Source organism: Cytophagaceae bacterium (assembly GCA_016722655.1).
In the GTDB taxonomy this organism is placed as follows: domain Bacteria; phylum Bacteroidota; class Bacteroidia; order Cytophagales; family Spirosomataceae; genus Leadbetterella.
Genome location: JADKIR010000004.1, coordinates 1,860,944 through 1,877,631, shown reverse-complemented (window position 1 = coordinate 1,877,631; position 16,688 = coordinate 1,860,944). Strand labels below are relative to the sequence as shown.

At 37.9% G+C, this 16,688-nt stretch carries 16 protein-coding genes; 4 read left to right on the top strand and 12 right to left on the bottom strand.

What is annotated here, in order from left to right; all coding sequences use genetic code 11:
- Positions 1-2: 2 nt before the first annotated feature.
- The 4 genes from IPP61_08625 to IPP61_08610 all read right to left on the bottom strand — a co-directional run bounded on the left by IPP61_08625 (position 3) and on the right by IPP61_08610 (position 3,949).
- Positions 3-299 (bottom strand): type II toxin-antitoxin system HigB family toxin, encoded by a 297-nt coding sequence (locus IPP61_08625; GenBank protein MBL0325228.1) that lies wholly within the window; start codon positions 297-299, stop codon positions 3-5.
- A gap of 62 nt (positions 300-361) precedes the next feature.
- Positions 362-1,366, bottom strand: coding sequence for a bifunctional diaminohydroxyphosphoribosylaminopyrimidine deaminase/5-amino-6-(5-phosphoribosylamino)uracil reductase RibD (gene ribD, locus IPP61_08620; GenBank protein MBL0325227.1), 1,005 nt, complete (start codon positions 1,364-1,366; stop codon positions 362-364).
- A gap of 24 nt (positions 1,367-1,390) precedes the next feature.
- Entirely contained in the window at positions 1,391-1,681 is a 291-nt protein-coding gene (locus IPP61_08615; GenBank protein ID MBL0325226.1) for a hypothetical protein, read from the bottom strand.
- A 12-nt stretch (positions 1,682-1,693) separates the two neighbouring features.
- Complete coding sequence (locus IPP61_08610; protein MBL0325225.1) at positions 1,694-3,949, bottom strand: carbohydrate binding family 9 domain-containing protein; 2,256 nt, start codon at positions 3,947-3,949, stop codon at positions 1,694-1,696.
- A 124-nt stretch (positions 3,950-4,073) separates the two neighbouring features.
- On the opposite strand from IPP61_08610, the gene rnr reads away from it, so the two are divergent.
- Positions 4,074-6,338 carry a ribonuclease R gene (gene rnr / locus IPP61_08605; protein ID MBL0325224.1) on the top strand — a complete coding sequence of 755 codons (2,265 nt, stop codon included), beginning with the start codon at positions 4,074-4,076 and terminating at the stop codon, positions 6,336-6,338.
- A gap of 109 nt (positions 6,339-6,447) precedes the next feature.
- Here the strand turns inward: rnr and IPP61_08600 are convergent, their stop codons facing one another.
- The 7 genes from IPP61_08600 to IPP61_08570 form a co-directional block, all read right to left on the bottom strand.
- Entirely contained in the window at positions 6,448-7,329 is an 882-nt protein-coding gene (locus tag IPP61_08600) for a glycosyltransferase family 2 protein (protein ID MBL0325223.1), read from the bottom strand.
- Positions 7,330-7,459: 130 nt separating this feature from the next.
- Positions 7,460-7,996, bottom strand: coding sequence for a hypothetical protein (locus IPP61_08595; GenBank protein MBL0325222.1), 537 nt, complete (start codon positions 7,994-7,996; stop codon positions 7,460-7,462).
- Between the two features lie 132 nt (positions 7,997-8,128).
- Positions 8,129-8,767 carry a hypothetical protein gene (locus tag IPP61_08590; GenBank protein ID MBL0325221.1) on the bottom strand — a complete coding sequence of 213 codons (639 nt, stop codon included), beginning with the start codon at positions 8,765-8,767 and terminating at the stop codon, positions 8,129-8,131.
- A 50-nt stretch (positions 8,768-8,817) separates the two neighbouring features.
- On the bottom strand, positions 8,818-10,089 hold the full coding sequence (locus IPP61_08585) for a hypothetical protein (GenBank protein ID MBL0325220.1): 1,272 nt from the start codon (positions 10,087-10,089) through the stop codon (positions 8,818-8,820).
- A gap of 22 nt (positions 10,090-10,111) precedes the next feature.
- Positions 10,112-11,317 (bottom strand): serpin family protein, encoded by a 1,206-nt coding sequence (locus IPP61_08580; protein ID MBL0325219.1) that lies wholly within the window; start codon positions 11,315-11,317, stop codon positions 10,112-10,114.
- A gap of 53 nt (positions 11,318-11,370) precedes the next feature.
- A complete protein-coding gene (locus tag IPP61_08575) occupies positions 11,371-11,838 on the bottom strand; it encodes an META domain-containing protein (protein MBL0325218.1) in 468 nt (155 codons plus the stop codon).
- Complete coding sequence (locus IPP61_08570; GenBank protein ID MBL0325217.1) at positions 11,783-12,025, bottom strand: hypothetical protein; 243 nt, start codon at positions 12,023-12,025, stop codon at positions 11,783-11,785. The genes IPP61_08575 and IPP61_08570 overlap by 56 nt, the downstream gene beginning before the upstream one ends.
- A 167-nt stretch (positions 12,026-12,192) precedes the next feature.
- On the opposite strand from IPP61_08570, the gene IPP61_08565 reads away from it, so the two are divergent.
- On the top strand, positions 12,193-12,444 hold the full coding sequence (locus tag IPP61_08565) for a hypothetical protein (protein MBL0325216.1): 252 nt from the start codon (positions 12,193-12,195) through the stop codon (positions 12,442-12,444).
- Between the two features lie 26 nt (positions 12,445-12,470).
- Positions 12,471-12,668: a hypothetical protein gene (locus IPP61_08560; protein MBL0325215.1), complete on the top strand. Its 198-nt coding sequence runs from the start codon at positions 12,471-12,473 to the stop codon at positions 12,666-12,668.
- A 72-nt stretch (positions 12,669-12,740) separates the two neighbouring features.
- Here IPP61_08560 and IPP61_08555 read toward each other — a convergent pair whose 3' ends face one another.
- Positions 12,741-13,565: an SDR family oxidoreductase gene (locus IPP61_08555; protein ID MBL0325214.1), complete on the bottom strand. Its 825-nt coding sequence runs from the start codon at positions 13,563-13,565 to the stop codon at positions 12,741-12,743.
- A gap of 189 nt (positions 13,566-13,754) precedes the next feature.
- On the opposite strand from IPP61_08555, the gene IPP61_08550 reads away from it, so the two are divergent.
- Positions 13,755-16,679 carry a DEAD/DEAH box helicase gene (locus IPP61_08550; GenBank protein MBL0325213.1) on the top strand — a complete coding sequence of 975 codons (2,925 nt, stop codon included), beginning with the start codon at positions 13,755-13,757 and terminating at the stop codon, positions 16,677-16,679.
- Positions 16,680-16,688: the final 9 nt, after the last annotated feature.

Genomic DNA, 16,688 nt, shown 5'->3' with positions numbered 1-16,688 from the left:
TTTTAAACATTATGAATATCAACTATTTTATCATATTCTTTATGAGTTCCAATAAACCTAACATAAGCTGACTGAAACTGAAATTCAAATTTCACAATTAACCTGTACTTGTTGCGACAAATATTGAAAATTATTCTATTGTTTTTTAGACTATCAGCATTTTTAAACAATCTGGTTATTTCTCCAGGCTCCTTAAAACTCGTAGCTTCAACAATTGAATACCAGGTTTCTAGTGAAGGCCTAGCATCGGGATACATATCCCAAAACTTCCTGAGGGTACCTTTACTATATATTTTCATAACGTAAATTTACAAAAAAAATTCCACTTTTTGGGAAGTCCTAATCTGTCTTTTTTTTTTTTTCAGTTGTAATAATAAATTTTATTATCCAGAAGTTTTTCTTCATTTCGGAGGGGAATTCCGGCAGGTACATGTGGAGCCGCGATACCTTCACTCAATATTAAATGACTTTTTATTACTCTTATTTCGTCATAAAGCCCGGCTTCAAAAAATGAGTTGATGGTTTTAGGCCCACCCTCAACTAAAACGGAGTGAATTCCTTTTTGAGCCAGTACCAGCATGGCGTTTTGAAGAAAATCACCTTCAATTTTTAAATATTCCAGATGACCTTCTTTTTGATTTTTTAAACTGTTAAGGATCAAGGTTGGTGCAGACTCATCAAATATTTTATTTTCTCCGGAAAGCTCCAAAACTTTATCAATAATCACCCTGACCGGGTTTTTGCCTTCCGGCCAAAGTCGATTAGTCAATTGCGGGTTATCGTTTTTCACCGTATTAAAGCCAACCAAAATTGCGTCCTCTTCTGCCCGCCAGCGATGAACATTAAAATCAACAACGCTATTTGATATTTTTACCGGAGAGCCATCTTTTGCAGCTACAAAACCATCGGCAGTTTCAGCCCATTTAATAATAATGTAGGGCTTTTTCACTCGCATGGCTTTAAAAAACCTTCGGTTGAGCCACTCTCCTTCTTTTTCTAATATTCCGGTTTCGACTTCAATTCCTGCTTCTCTAAGTCGCTTGACCCCTCTCCCGCTTACCAACGGATTGGGATCAAGATTACAGATAACTACTTTTTTTACATTCAGATTTACCAGCAAATCGGCACAGGGGGGAGTCTTCCCAAAATGGCTGCAAGGCTCCAGACTTACATACACTGTGCTCTCTGAAAGTAAACTTTGGTCTTTTACATCAGCCACGGCATTGACTTCGGCATGTGGACCACCATATTTTTGGTGAAATCCTTCCCCAATAATCAGGTCATTATGTACAATCACACAGCCCACCATTGGGTTGGGACTCACCCACTCACGAGCAAGAGCGGCCAGATCAAGAGCCCGCCTCATGTACATTTCTGCCTGATTCACCATTTACAAATTGGCAACTCTGATCGGAGTAACTTTATGTTCTTTCCAAACTCCATTCTGGATATAAGGCTCAGTACTGAGATATTCCTCTATTCCGGATTCTGTTTCAAACTGCAAAAACATTGTTGAACCATTCATTTTTTCATCGGCAGTCAAATGAGCCCCGGCCATAAGCAGGTTACCGTTGGCTTTTAGTTTTTTGGCATATTCGAGATGCTGAGGTCTGATTGCCATCCGATGCTCGAATGCCCCTTCTGCATCGCCATCGTGTCCTGTTACAAGATATTGAAACATAGTTTTTTTTTATTAAAGATTTAACCAATATGTCATTTTCAAAATAATAGCTCTGTTCTTAGGAGTCCAGGGTTGAATCCTGTACCTCGGGATTTCTTCAGCAAAATAATTGTCGGTATAAACCAAAAATATATCACTTACCGGCTTATATCTCCACTGGATTCTGGTGTTGATATTTGTATTGTTGGTTTGAGAATTATACTGAAAATAAGTATTCAAAAACAAACTTTTAGAAAACGAAACCTCGGCTTTAGGACCGATCAACCAATATCTTGTTGAATTATGCGGTTTGGGCAGATGAATGTCGTTCATGTATAAATCCATAGATACACGGCCATAGGGCTGAATTCGATAGGAAAACTTGGATTCAATCCCTGTATTTTTTCCTCCAAAATAGGTACCATGATACAAAAGAAACTCGGTGCTGAAATTATATTTTTGCGGGCTTTTTACATTTATAAATACACTTCCCATTTTATAACCTCCAGTACTCACCGGAACAACCCCTGTTTGAAAATCAGGATTAGGATTCTCACTTGCATTGGTGGGATCAAAAGGTTCATAAAGATAGGTATAGGCCATGTAATAGCCTCCGGAAAGCTCACCTTCAGCAGGCGTATTCAAAAACAAAAACACCGGTTGTTCGGTATCAAGCCTTTTACCCTTCAGGTCGAATACATCAGAGCCCTCCATTCCGATCCCATAGGCATTGATATATTTTGAAATTTTCTTATTTTTTGGATTCAAAATAATCGTGATTGGCCTGTAAACTGTATAAACTCCGGTTCTCGGAGTATAACCAACTTCTGACTGAAAGTCCTTACCAATACGGGCTACACCCAAATTGACATCTAGATGAGGATGATGATAACCAATATATTGATTGATCGTGCTGGCGTCTTTTCCCCCTATCGGGCTGAATGTCTGATGATAATAAGATTCTGTTTCAAGGCGGTTATCAGGTGAATAATAATTAAATTCCAGTCCCAGCAGCCGGTTGTATTTATTGACACCTTGTAAAGAACTTTCCGGGATATTTCCAAAAATAGTCTCTTTATTGATACCTATAACCCCAATATACGAGCGGGTCCAAAGTTGCCTTTGAAGTACACCCACCGAATAATTTGTTGCAGGCAAATACCGGTTATCACCCTTACTTACTTTGGCTGTCTGCATATTCATCAAGCCTACCCGCCAGTCTTTATTTATTTTACCGCTTAATCGTGCACCTGCAATAATAGGTACCTGCTCCACCAAATGAGTAAATGGATTTTCTGTCAAGCCTATTCTCCTCGAAAAAAATGGTCGTGAACCCGGGAAGCCAAACTTGTCAAATAGATCAGAGTTTTCAATAAAAAATTGCCTTTTTTCTGGAAAAAACAATTCAAAACGACTCAGATTGGTTTGTTGAGCATCTACTTCCACCTGCGAAAAATCAGGATTAATAGTAAGATCAAGATTTAAAGAGGGGGTAATGGCCACCTTTGCATCCATGCCAATTCCTTTGGTGGAAGATTTGTCATGGGGTAGTTCTTCCAGCTTATCTCCTCTTGGAAAGTCAACTGCATAACCTCCGGAAATGTATGGAATAAGCGAAATATTCACTCCGGGCTCAGGGGGATTATCATCCCAAATCATTTCACCGGTAAATGCAAGGTTATTGGGTCTGAAGTTCCTCGGCACAGGCGTCCAGGTGGAAACTTCGTTGGTTTTCATAAAAAACCTGCTGAAATTTATTCTCCAAATATTCTGGGATGGCCTTACTTTGTATCTGAGTGTAGTGAAAGGTATAGCCACTTCCAAAACCCAGTGGTCCTCGTGGTTGCTTACCACCGAAAACCATTTATTATCCCAAGAATAGTCAATTTCTTCTCCAAGAGAAATCAAACCCTCACGCTGAACATTTAATGGTGAAACTCCAAACTGCATTCCATTGAGTTGGTCACTGAAAGCATCAATATTTATGGAAAAAACATCACTTGTACCGCTTTCAAAATCTCTTTTAAATGAGCTGATGGTATAGTCGCTTTTTTTCTGCTGAGCCACCATAGCCACATACAAAAACTTGTCATCAAAAGTCATTTTTACCTCCGTCTGACTTTTTGCAAATGAAGTGTCAAAGGGTTTATTCAGGAAAAAATTATTAACTGTTTCCGCTGCCTGCCAAACTGCTTCATTTAATTTTCCGTCCAGTTTGATGGGTTCGTTTGATTTCCTGATATGAAAAACTTTTCGGTTATCTTGTGCAGAAATTTGTATATTTATCAAGGAAAAAATAAGAATAATTAACGAAATTCCGAAACTTCATATAGGTTTATTTGTTATCTCAAAGAAGAATTTAACTACAAATATGGTAGATTTATATTTCTAAATTTTATTTTCTACTGATTTCATGGCAAAAAGAAAGAAAAAAGGGGCCATTGCCTCGCAAAAAGAGCAGATTCACAACTTTTATAAAGAGTTTAATGACAGAATTTATACCCTCAATGACCTCTTCAATTATCTGGATGTATATGATGACGACGAGAAAGTTTTTGTAAAACTCATACTCGAAGATCTGGTAGATGAAGGAAAACTGGTACAGGTGGGCAGAGGAAGATTTGCCCTTTCTGAAAAAAACTCTGAGGTAGAAAATATTACCGGAAAAGTAGATTTTGTAAATCCGAAATTTGCCTTCATTAGATATGATGACAATGAATCGGATGTTTTTGTACCCGCCGACGACCTCAATGGAGCCCTTGATGGCGACACCGTAAAAGTGGTCATTACCGGAAAAAGAAGAGGTGGGAAAAATCCGGAAGGCAGGGTGGTTGAGATTCTGGAAAGAGGAAAAAACCGGATAGTAGGAAAAGTAAAAGTTTTTGCGAATTATGCACTGGTAAAACCTGACAACAAAGGTTTTCATGAAGATGTTTTTGTTTCAAAAGATAAAATAAACGAAGCCAAGACCAACGATCTGGTTATCGTTGAGATAGAATCCTATCCCAACGGCAGCATACAGGCTTCCGGGAAAATAATAGAAATTTTAGGACAAGCCGGCGACAATGATGCCGAAATGAACGCCATTATGGCTGAGTTTGGATTGCCAGTAAAATTCCCCGACGACGTACACAATGAAGCCGAGGCCATAAGTGAGGTAATTACCCCAGCCGAAATTAAGAAAAGAAAAGACTTCAGAGATACGCTTACTTTCACGATAGACCCGGCCGACGCCAAAGATTTTGATGATGCCATAAGTTATAAAAAACTTGATAACGGCAATGTTGAGGTTGGAGTACATATCGCAGACGTGTCACATTACCTGCAGCCAGGCACCCGGCTTGAAGAAGAGGCATACCGCAGGGCCACATCTGTTTATCTGGTTGACCGTACTATTCCGATGTTGCCCGAAAAACTTTCTAATAATCTGTGCTCTTTGAGACCTCATGAAGATAAACTAGTTTTCTCTGCTGTATTTGAGGTGAATGAAAATGCGGAGGTCCTCAGGGAGTGGTTTGGCAGGAGTATAATTCATTCTGACCGGAGATTTTCGTATGAAGAAGCCCAGGAAATATTGGAACCTGACGCCCCTATTGACCAAAAATATACTGAAGTGCTCAATAATCTCAACCGCATGGCCAAAGTGCTAAGAAATGAGCGGTTCAATAAAGGAGCTTTTAATTTCGAAACCAATGAGGTAAAATTTACCCTTGACGAAAAAGGCAGGCCAATTGGTGTTTACCAAAAAGTAAGAAAAGATGCTCATAAATTGATTGAAGAATTTATGCTGCTGGCCAACAAACGTGTGGCCATGTATGTATATAATCTCAACCAAAAAACCAAAGCTCCGGAGCCCTTTACCATGGTTTACAGGGTGCATGAGCCCCCAAATCCTACTAAAATCGACACCTTTGCAAGGTTTGCCACAAAACTGGGTTTTGAAGTAAAAACCAATACCAACGCCCAATTGTCAAAGTCTTTGAACGCTCTGATGTTTAAAATTGAAGGAACCCCCATGCAAAATGTGCTGGAATCGCTTGCAGTAAGAACCATGAGCAAAGCTCGATATTCTACTGCAAACCTTGGGCATTTTGGATTGGCTTTTGATCATTACAGCCATTTTACTTCGCCTATCAGAAGATATCCCGATGTGATGGCACACCGCATGTTGCAGCATTACCTCGATGGCGGCTCATCGCTACCGGAAGATGATTTCGAATCCCGGTGCAAGCACAGCTCCGACATGGAAAAGCTCGCCTCAGAGGCCGAAAGGGCATCCATTAAATATAAACAAGTGGAATACATGAGTTATATGCCTTCAGGAACTGTCTTTGAAGGTGTGGTAACCGGTGTAACTGACTTTGGATTATTTGCCGAAATAGAAGACACCGGCTGTGAAGGTATGGTAAGATTGGCCGACCTCACCGACGATTTTTATGAATATGATGCTGACAATTACCGTGTAGTTGGGAAAAGAAGCAACAAAATCATTGGTTTTGGAAATAAAGTAAAAGTAAAAATCCTGGCTACTGACCTGGAACGCCGAAGTATGGACTTACAACTCATTTCGGTTGAGGGAAGCAGTTTTAAAACCAGTACTAATCCTACCTCCAATAGCCGACGTTCTAAAAATCCTGGACGAGCTGATGGTAAACGTAGCAGCAAGAAGCGGAGATAATCAGGATAATGTGTTAATTGCTAATGTGTTAATGTGCTAATTATTTTTAATGTTTTGTAAAACAAAATAATTCTCGCATTTTCTCAGTTTTTTTATTTGAGGTCTTTCCCTATTTAACTGCAGCCTTTTTGCTAACTTTTTTCTTTGCAAAATATTCAGCCTCAAAAATCTTGGCATCAACCAAAAATCTAAACCAAAAGCCCTGTAGAAAATGGAAAATCAAACCTTCTTTTCCATCTAAAAATCCCATTCTAAAAAAATATCTGTAAATAAAATACAATGAAGATCGCCAAAATATAGGAGATTGGTAGTATTTCATTCTTTTGTATCGGTGGCGTTCCATGGGGTTACCATTTTTATTGGGTTTGATGGTATTTCCGGCTCCGGTTTGGGTGGTCATGCTCAATGCATCGATGGCTTCAAGGGTTGACCATTTATTATGTCTTTCGGTGAAGTTGGCCAGTGTATCTGTGATTGTATCGATTATTGTACCTTTTAAAATCAGACTTTCGCCCTCAATCACAAAATGCTGGTCGTATAATTTATCCTCACAATATCCAAAGCCTTTTTTGAAAATCACCCCATGATAAATCGGAAAATGGCCACCATGTTTCACCCACTTCCCTAAAAATATGGTCTTTCTGGAGGCCATAAACCCTTTTATATTTTCAGGAATACCCTTTTCAAAATGTGTGCTGAGTTCGGTTTTAAATTCCGGGCTAACTTCGTGGTCGGCGTCGATATTCATAATCCATTCGTTGCTGATTTTGACATTTTTCAATGCCCAGTTGCGTTGAGCAGAGTAGTTTTCGAAGGGATGCTGATATAAATTTTCAGTATATTTTTTTGCCAGATTTACTGTATCATCCGTTGAGCCCGAATCCACTACAATAATCTCCGAGGCCCAGTCATAAATACTTCCAAGACAGGTTTCAATGTTTTCTTCTTCATTGTAGGTAAGGACTATTACAGTTAAAGGTATTTTGGGCATTTCCAATGATTTTTCCCTTCAAAGATAGCAGTTAGAAATAAAAAGTGGAAATCAGAAACACAAAATAGGGCACAAACAAAAAAATCCGGGTATCTTATCGATTACCCGGATAATAATTTAGCTAAAAAAATTATTTCTTTTTTAAGGAATAAACCAAAGAGAATTTTTGAGGATTATTGCCCACTTTAGCTTCCCAGGCCTGATATGCTGAATCACTTGTGTCTAATTTAAGCAATGCAAACATCAATAAAAATGATTCAGGCGTGATAACTGTGGCATTTTCAATATCAGTCAAAGACATCCCCTGAGTTTCAAATATTACTTCTGATCCTGCAAGAGAAACTTTACAAATGCTATTAAATTGATAATCAACCCTTTCAGGTTCTCCAAAAGTTATTATTCTTTTAGAGTCATCATATTTATATTTCCCATCGAAAAATTCGAGACCATCAGGCATCACAAACGTTCCGTCTTCATTGAATTTTGCCTCGCGGCTTTCAAATTCATTCGGAATCTCAAGCTTGTGACCGTCAACATTGATTTCAACTTTCTGAAATTCATAATTTCCTACTATTGATAAAGCAGGCACAACTTCTTGCTCGGTTTTATCACATGAGACAAATAAAAACGGCAATAAAAGTACCGGGAGTAAAACTTTTCTAAACATTATTCTGGTAAAAAAATTAGTAAAAAATGGCATAATTAACCATATATTTTACATCAAATTTTTTGCCAAAACGTTAATTTTCAGATAAAAAATAAAGGAAATTGATATAGATAAAACTAAATCTTCCAAAATTTAGAATTCAAATCCCAATCTGATCTGCAAACGGTTGAGGTTTCGGGTTTCATTTACAGAATAATAGTAGTCTTCGGGATAGGACGAATTCAGCTCCAGATACTGGTATTTATATCCAAAATTTATCAGCCAGGCAGATCCATTTTTTGTTGGAAAAATAAACCCTAATGCCGGATTTAACATTATACCACCATGGGTTTCGGTCTGACTGTTTTTGGGATTAAATACTGTAGATCCATAACCTGCATCAATTCCCAATTGTAATTTTGCACCTTTGTCAGACTTCTCTACCATTATCTGTCTGATTCCCAGAGCTATGGGTGTTACCAATACACTTGCATAGGAATCAATACCCACCGTTAGCCCCAAAGTAGTATTTTTTCTGATTTTAAAACCATTGAAAGTCTGTAAACTTAAACTCGCCACATTTTTGGTGGTATAGGTTTGTTCGGGCACTACCGGATTGGGATAATAGCTGTAATAATATGGATAGTAATAATTCATCTCCTTTACTCTACCTGGCAAAAGACCAAATTCCGTTTGGTTTACAAAGGGATACTTAAAAATTTTAGTTTTTTGAGCAAAACCAGTACTAAACATGGCAACCATTAAAACAAATGCTATTGAAATATTTTTCATTTTTGATTCAGTTTTCTAATTGATATATACAATTCATTATCAAATACTTATTACTTCTTTTTTACTTCAATTTTACTTAGAAGTTTCAGGTTTTTCGGATCAGAATTGTCGTATTGATAAAATCCGTCATCACCAATCATCAGCAACAGATTGTTGTCAAGCTGAATCACATCAAAAGCATTGATGCCTTTTATATGTTGTTGAAGTTTGATATCGGTAGGGTCTGCCACATTATAGCTTTTTAATCCAAAATTACCCTCACAAAGGGTGAGTTTACTTGCCATCACTGATAATCCGTGAGGATTGTCCATCGTATATGATTTTATCAAAAAAGGATTGGTAAGGCTACTGATGTTGACTATATCCAGTTGATTTGGCGACTGCCCACACCAACCCTGACGAAGCGTAACATAAGCTTTGTCACCCTCAACCACCACCGGATCACAGGCTCTGGCATGTTGGAATATCGACTGCCTTACCGGCTTGGCAGGATTGGAATTATCAAAAATGTACATGCCTGTATTGCTGCCAATAAATAGTTTGTCTTTATACGGGAAAATCGTTTCGATACCCCAACCCAGATTAATTTTATTTACAGAATCGGGCTTTTCAGCAGTACTTATGTCAAAAACTAACAAGTCAGATTGAGTGGCTGCATAAAGGTATTTGTCAAAAATTGTAAATCTTGCCATAGATCCACCAGTTCCGGTGGTGCCATTTGCCCCTGTGGCACCGTTGCTGGTTGAAAGGTCTTTTGCCGACTCATAATACACACCGCCTCTGTAAACGGGCCAAACTGTACTATTTTCTCCACAGTTGGTATTGATGGTTTCGGTTACGATTTTGATTTCATAATCTGTAATTATTTTGGAATAGGGATCATAATACCATGAAACACCATCCACCAAACCATAATTAAATACGTTCGTCTTTCTCCCTATCTCCTTGGCTGACAAAGGATTAGAAATATCAAAAGCAACAAGGTCAGTGTAGCTGTCAACATAAAGCACATTGTCTTTGATCGCCATATCTATCACTCCCGGAATCTTCAGAAAAGATAGCTTTTTAGGACTGGAAGGAACAGAATTATCAATGATATGAATGCCCTTTTTGGTTTCACCAATTAACAGATAGTTTCCATAGGCATATATTTTACCCGGATTTTCGAGTTCTCTTGGAGCCTCAACCGCAACTCCGCTTCTGATCTGCTCCTGCCCTATCGAAAAAGGAACTGTGGCTTTATAGGTCCGGGTTTGCCTGCAGTTGTCGGTACATGACCACGAAAGCAAACCTGCGATCAGGATAAAAATTAATTTTTTCATTTTTTCAAAAAATTATAATGTCTTATAGATTAGCAATCTTTCCGATAAACATAATGGTGTCGGAAGTTTTTTCAGTAATAACTATAGCAAATGGCTGATTACAAATAATCTCGGGATAAACCGGCATCGAAGTCAACACTATGCCGATAGATGTCACTGCGGCAGCTTCGGTCCCTTTTTCATCTATTGCCAGGAATGTATCCTGTTTTACAAATCCTACCTTGATTTTACCGGCGGGTTTCATGATTTTCGATAAATCAGCCTGATCAGAAAAGGCTTTTTTCATTCCCAATCCTTCTAATACGGAATTCAATTTTTTGGAATACTCTAATGTGAACTTAGGCAGGCCAACAACCACTTTTTGTTTGGTCATACTATTTTCGAGTGATTTCCAGGTATTGGGTGTCATTTCAGCTATTGTCTTTTGCAAATCATTATTTTTGGGAAGCAAAACCTTCATGGAATACTTTTCGTTTCCATAGGGGAGTTCCACCATCTTAAGTTGCTCATTTTCAACAAACCTAAACTCTTCAGTTTGATTCATCATGTCAACGGGTCTGGTAGTTTTTGTACCTGCAAAATCCTCTTTTACGGTATTTTCGGTTTTAAACTGTTTGCTCCAATCTCCTTTAAAGTATAAAGCATTGATTAAAAACATCACATCATCAGCTTTAATCTCATCAAGGATTTTTTTGATCTTCTGATTGGTATTGTCGGCAGCCCATTGATTGATTTTATTTACAGTAGCCTGATTCCCAAAATCTTCTGTATAAAGGCGGGCATTAAAATTGGCAGTGAGAGCATCAGTAAAGCTTTTTTCTGCCGTAAAGTTTTTGTTTTGCCAAACTGAATTGGCAATTGTGTTTACTACTTTTGGATCAACAAGTGGCAGATTATCAATCAGTTCTTTATAGGTCTTATTGATTTCCTCCATACTTTCTGAGTCGTAGCCCAGCATTTTCTGGATTTCATTTTTGGTATCAGTATCGGCACCATTTAGGAGCATTCCCAGAGCTATATTCAAACTGAGAGGTGATACAAAATAATTGGATTCCGGTTTTTCGTCTTTATTCAGAGCTTTCCAAAAATCAAAAGCAAAACTGTCGGTCTTTTGTGCAAAATTTTCAGAAATACTAATCGATTTCCCTTCAGGTGAGGGGGCATTTTCACAATTGGTCATTATCAAAAAAAGAGGTAGAGTGGCTAAGATTAAAACTATTTTTTTCATAAAACTTTAAAATATTATTTTACTTAAATTCTTTATCAAAATTGAAATCAAGCTTATTCCGATATGACGAAATACATTTTTTGGGGAGAATTTCCCGTTGAAATCAGGGTTAAAGTTTTGTTATCTTCTGATATTTCATATTTTCCAATTTTAGCTAACCTGGTTAAAAAGTCAGTCTCAATTTCCTGATCGGCTTTTGCTCCTGCTATCTCGGTCACACTTATGTCTTTAATACTGAACGTCTTATTATCGGTATTGTATTCAAATCCGGCATAGTAAAAATTTATGGTACTTTTCCCATTTAAAATATAGAATCCCTTTTCGTTTTTTTCAGGCTTGAGCTCCATGATTACATTGAAATTGAGAGCTTTTCTGTTTTCATAGGAAGCTAATTTCCACTTTTTAAAAAAACCTACATTGGTTATAGAATTTATTGTGTTTTTATCACCTGAAGGCACTATAGCATCATTGGTTTTGCACGAAACCATTGCCAGCATCAATATTATTATCAGATTTTTCATAATGATTGTTTTTAAACCCATCCTCCAACATCACAGTGTTTTTTAGATTTTGAAGGGCGGATCGCCAGAAAACCGTTGACCCGCCTTCAATTACCCTTAAACCTCTTTGAAAATAAGATACTATTCTTGTGAAAATCGTTGGAATCGATACAAAATATTTAATTTTTAATATGATTTTACTTTTCAAAATTTGTACCTAAAAAAATGTTAGCACAAATCAACTTCCGCTTTCCCCGCCAAAAAAAAACATATTTACAGAACTATTTTCAGGAATTTTTGATTATATGAAAATATGTTCATATAATTATATCGAAAATAGATTTCGAAGTCATTTTCTATAAATAAAAAAAATAAATGAAAGAGACCTTGTTGACTGGCTGGTCGTTTGTGAGATGGTTGCGGTTGTTTATCGGAGGATATTTTGTTATAAACAGTATCAGCGAGCGAAACTACGGTGTGGGAATGATCGGGGCTTTGTTTGTCTTCCAGGCTATAACCAATACTGGTTGTATGGGCGGTGCCTGCGGTGTGCCACAGCAAAATGCTAAAACAGACAAAAATACTGACCCGGAAACTGTAGAATTTGAAGAAGTTACAAAAGAATGAATAAATTAAGAGATACGGTAAAAAACATGAATTATCAAAAATTAATAGTACCGGCTATTGGGGTGATTGTAGGAGGAATAGGTGGCTATTTATACTGGCATGAGATTGGTTGTACATCCGGTACATGTCCGATTACATCAAAACCTTTAAATTCTACGCTTTATGGTGGAGTGATGGGTTATTTGATTTCGGATTTGGTTTTTAATTTTTTCAAAAAGAAATAGGGTTGAATAAAGATTATACAATTAAGGCGGACCATTGAGATCCGCCTTTTGTATTTAGAGTCTTTCTAAAGCTTATTTTTGATCTTCGGGAAGCATCATCTCCAGGATTTCTCTTGACACACCGGTCATCGAAAAACCACCATCATGGAAAAGATTCTGCATAGTGACCATTCGGGTCAAATCCGAGAATAGCGTAATCACATAGTCGGCACAGCTATCAGCAGATGCATTACCCAAAGGTGAATTTTTCTCGGCATATTCATAGAATGTGCCAAAACTACCGATACCGCTACCGGCACGCGTCATGGTAGGAGACTGAGAAATGGTATTTACCCTTACTTTTTTCAATTTTCCGTATCTGTAACCATAACTACGGGCAATCGACTCAAGCAAAGCTTTCACGTCGGCCATGTCGGTATAGAAAGCAAAAGTACGCTGTGCAGCAATGTAACTTAGGGCTACAATAGACCCCCACTCATTCATAGCGTCAAGCTTTTCGGAAGTTTGCAAAAACCTGTGAAAAGAAAGAGCCGAAATATCAACGCTTTGTTTAAACCAGTCATAATTAAGGTCGCCGTATTCTTTTCCTTTACGAATATTGGGCGACATACCAATAGAGTGCAACACAAAGTCGAGTTTACCACCCAGCACTTCCATTGATTTGGTGAAAAGATTTTCGATATCTTCTTCGGAGGTAGCATCAGCAGGGATAATTTCTGCTTCACATATTTCAGCTAATTTATTGATTTCACCTAGTCTCATAGCTATCGGAGCATTGGTGAGAGTAAAAATCGCTCCTTCTTCTTTGGCTTTCAAAGCTACTTTCCAGGCAATAGAATTTTCATCTAAAGCTCCTGAAATAATTCCTCTTTTGCCTTTAAGTAATCCGTATCCCATAAATTATTTGGTATTGGTTATTCGGTTCAATATTTTTCAGAATGCAAAAATAGGAATTTTTTGATTAAGATTGGTATTTAGGATGAAAGGGCACCGGCTGTGGATAAAATATTTCCCGATGGACACATTTAATTTTTGTCGAAAGCCCTCAATCGCTTACTTTTGATTCCCTTTTTTTAAAATTCTTATATGATCGTTTCGCCATCTGAGCCGTTTAAACTTATTTTTAGTCTTTATGAGCACGAATTCCTCGGTTTTTTGGTCGAATCATATGTTGCCCAGCTTAATGCCAAGGGTCAGATCACTTATCAAACACAAAATATCTCAAGTGTAAACTTTAAAGACTTTAAGGCCCAGCTGGAAAAAGGCGACGAAGACCTCGTAAAATGGACCGATGCTATTCAGCAAGATGAGATTCTGAAAAAATTTAACAATAAGAAACTTTCAGCACAAGACTTTTTTTCCAGAATTTTTAACGAAGAAAAGGGCGATAAGTTACTGAAAGCCACCATACTTTCGTATATCGAAAATTACAAAAGGGAGATTTTCATGCACCTGAAAAATAAACCTGTTTTTGTAATGGGTAACGATGGCATCCCGACCTGGAAAGAAATAGAGGTTATACAGGAACCTGCCAGGGCGTATTTTCACTTTGAAAAACAAGAAGACCAAACTATATATTACCCCATAATTAAGTGTGGAGAGGAAAAGATAAAGTTTCAATTTAAAAATGCCTACATCGTTAACGATCTCCCGGCAGCACTCTTGGTCGAAGGCAAACTGTACCTTTTTGATAAATATGCTGACGGTAAAAAACTTAAACCATTCCTCAACAAGCCCAATATTGTTATTCCAAAAAAAATTGAGGAAACCTATTACCGCAAATTTATTGTGCCGCTGGTAGCCAATTTCAAGGTTTTTTCAAAAGGGTTTGAAATTCAAAGAGAAAAACATGAAAGCAAAGCTGAAATCCTTGTGACAGAGGTAAATGCGAGCAAAAGTGGTTCACTGTTTGAATCAAATACCGGTTCTTCATCGCAGGATAGCAAATTTGTCTTTGAGCTTTCATTTAACTACGGTACTTATAATTTCAAGCATGATAATTTCAGCTCCCCGGCACATGTTTTTCTTGAAAAAAATGAAGAAAGCTGGACGTTTCATAAAGTTGACAAAAACCTTGAAGCAGAGAAAGCAACCATTCATTTTCTAAAAAACCATGGCCTTGACCTCAGAAGTGGTCGTTCGAGCACTACCAAACACGATGCCATTGACTGGATCAATCAAAACGCTCCCGCTCTGGAAGAGGCCGGAATAAAAATAACCCAAAACAAAGAAAATGCGGTGAAGTATTTTCTGGGGTATTCGAAAATGGAAATCAAAATCGAGGAAAATCACGACTGGTTTGATATCCATGCATTGGTGCAATTTGGAGAATTTAAGTTGCCTTTTTTAAAAATCAGAAACTATATCCTGAAGGGGCAAAAGGAATTTGAGCTACCCAATGGCGAAATGGCTTTGATTCCTCAAACCTGGTTTTCACAATACTCCGAGTTGTTTGAAAGTATTGAAATTGATGATAACGAAACTCCGAAACTTCGAAAATATCAGATCGGACTCATACAAAGTCTGGCAGACGAAGGGCTGGCCAATACAGTAATCAACCGTAAGCTTATGGCTTTGCGGGAGTTTAAAGAAATAGAGGAAATACCGCTACCTGAGGACTTCAAGGGAATCCTGAGACCCTACCAAAAAGCAGGTTATGATTGGTTACATTTCCTGAAAAAATATAAGTTTGGAGGATGCCTTGCCGATGATATGGGTCTCGGTAAAACTGTTACTACGCTGGCATTTTTGCAGAAAATTGCTGATGAAAAGCCTGAAACTCCCAGCCTGCTGGTAATGCCCACCAGTTTGATTTACAACTGGCAGAAAGAAGCTCAGAAATTTACTCCAAAACTCAGGATTTTAATACATTTCGGTTCCAATCGATACAAAGACACCATGGCATTTGGATTTTACGATCTGGTGATATGTTCTTATGGTGTGCTTAGACTGGACATTGATTTTCTTAAAAATTTTAAATTCAATTATGCCATTCTGGATGAATCGCAGGCCATCAAGAACCCCGGCTCGATGATTTTTAACAGTGTAAACCAACTTTACACCAACAACCGTATCATCCTTACCGGTACGCCGCTCGAAAACAGCACCATGGACCTCTGGACACAGATGAGCTTCATCAACCCCGGTCTTTTGGGGAGTATGAATTATTTCAAAAATCAGTTTCAACAGCAAATTGAAAAACAAAAAGATGAAGACACGCTGAAAAAACTCTACAATCGCATCAAGCCTTTTATGCTCAGAAGGCAGAAAAGCCAGGTTGCAAAAGAATTGCCCGAGAAAATAGAAACTGTTCAATACTGCCAGATGACCACTGAGCAAGAGAAAATATATGAGGAGACAAAGTCATTTATCAGAAACCAACTTTTGCAAAATATAGGTAAAGAAAATCTAAAAAGCAGTAGTATTTTGGTACTACAGGGCCTTACCAAACTCCGTCAACTGGCCAACAACCCACTGATGGTCGATGAACACTTTGAGGGGGAATCGGGCAAAGACAAGGATATTATGCATAAGCTCATAGAAGTTGTAAACGAAGGATACAAAGTGCTGGTATTCAGCCAATTTACAAAACACCTGGCTCTGATAAAAAACAAATTGGAAGAAAAAAATACCAAATACCTTTATCTTGATGGAGCTACCCAAAACCGTATGGATTTGGTGGATAAATTCCAGAATGATTCTGAACCGAAAGTATTTCTGATTTCTCTCAAAGCCGGTGGTGTGGGACTCAACCTTACCGCTGCTGAATATGTATTTATGCTTGACCCCTGGTGGAACCCAGCCATTGAAGCACAGGCTGTGGACAGAGCCCACAGGATTGGCCAGACCAAAACGGTCTTTTCTTATAAATTTATCACCAAAAATACGGTCGAAGAAAAGATTTTGGATCTCCAAAATTCTAAAAAACAGCTATTTAATGACCTGATTACGGCTGAAGAAGGGTTTATTAAGTCACTGTCTGAGAAGGATATATTGGGCTTGTTGGAGTAGTAGGGGAAA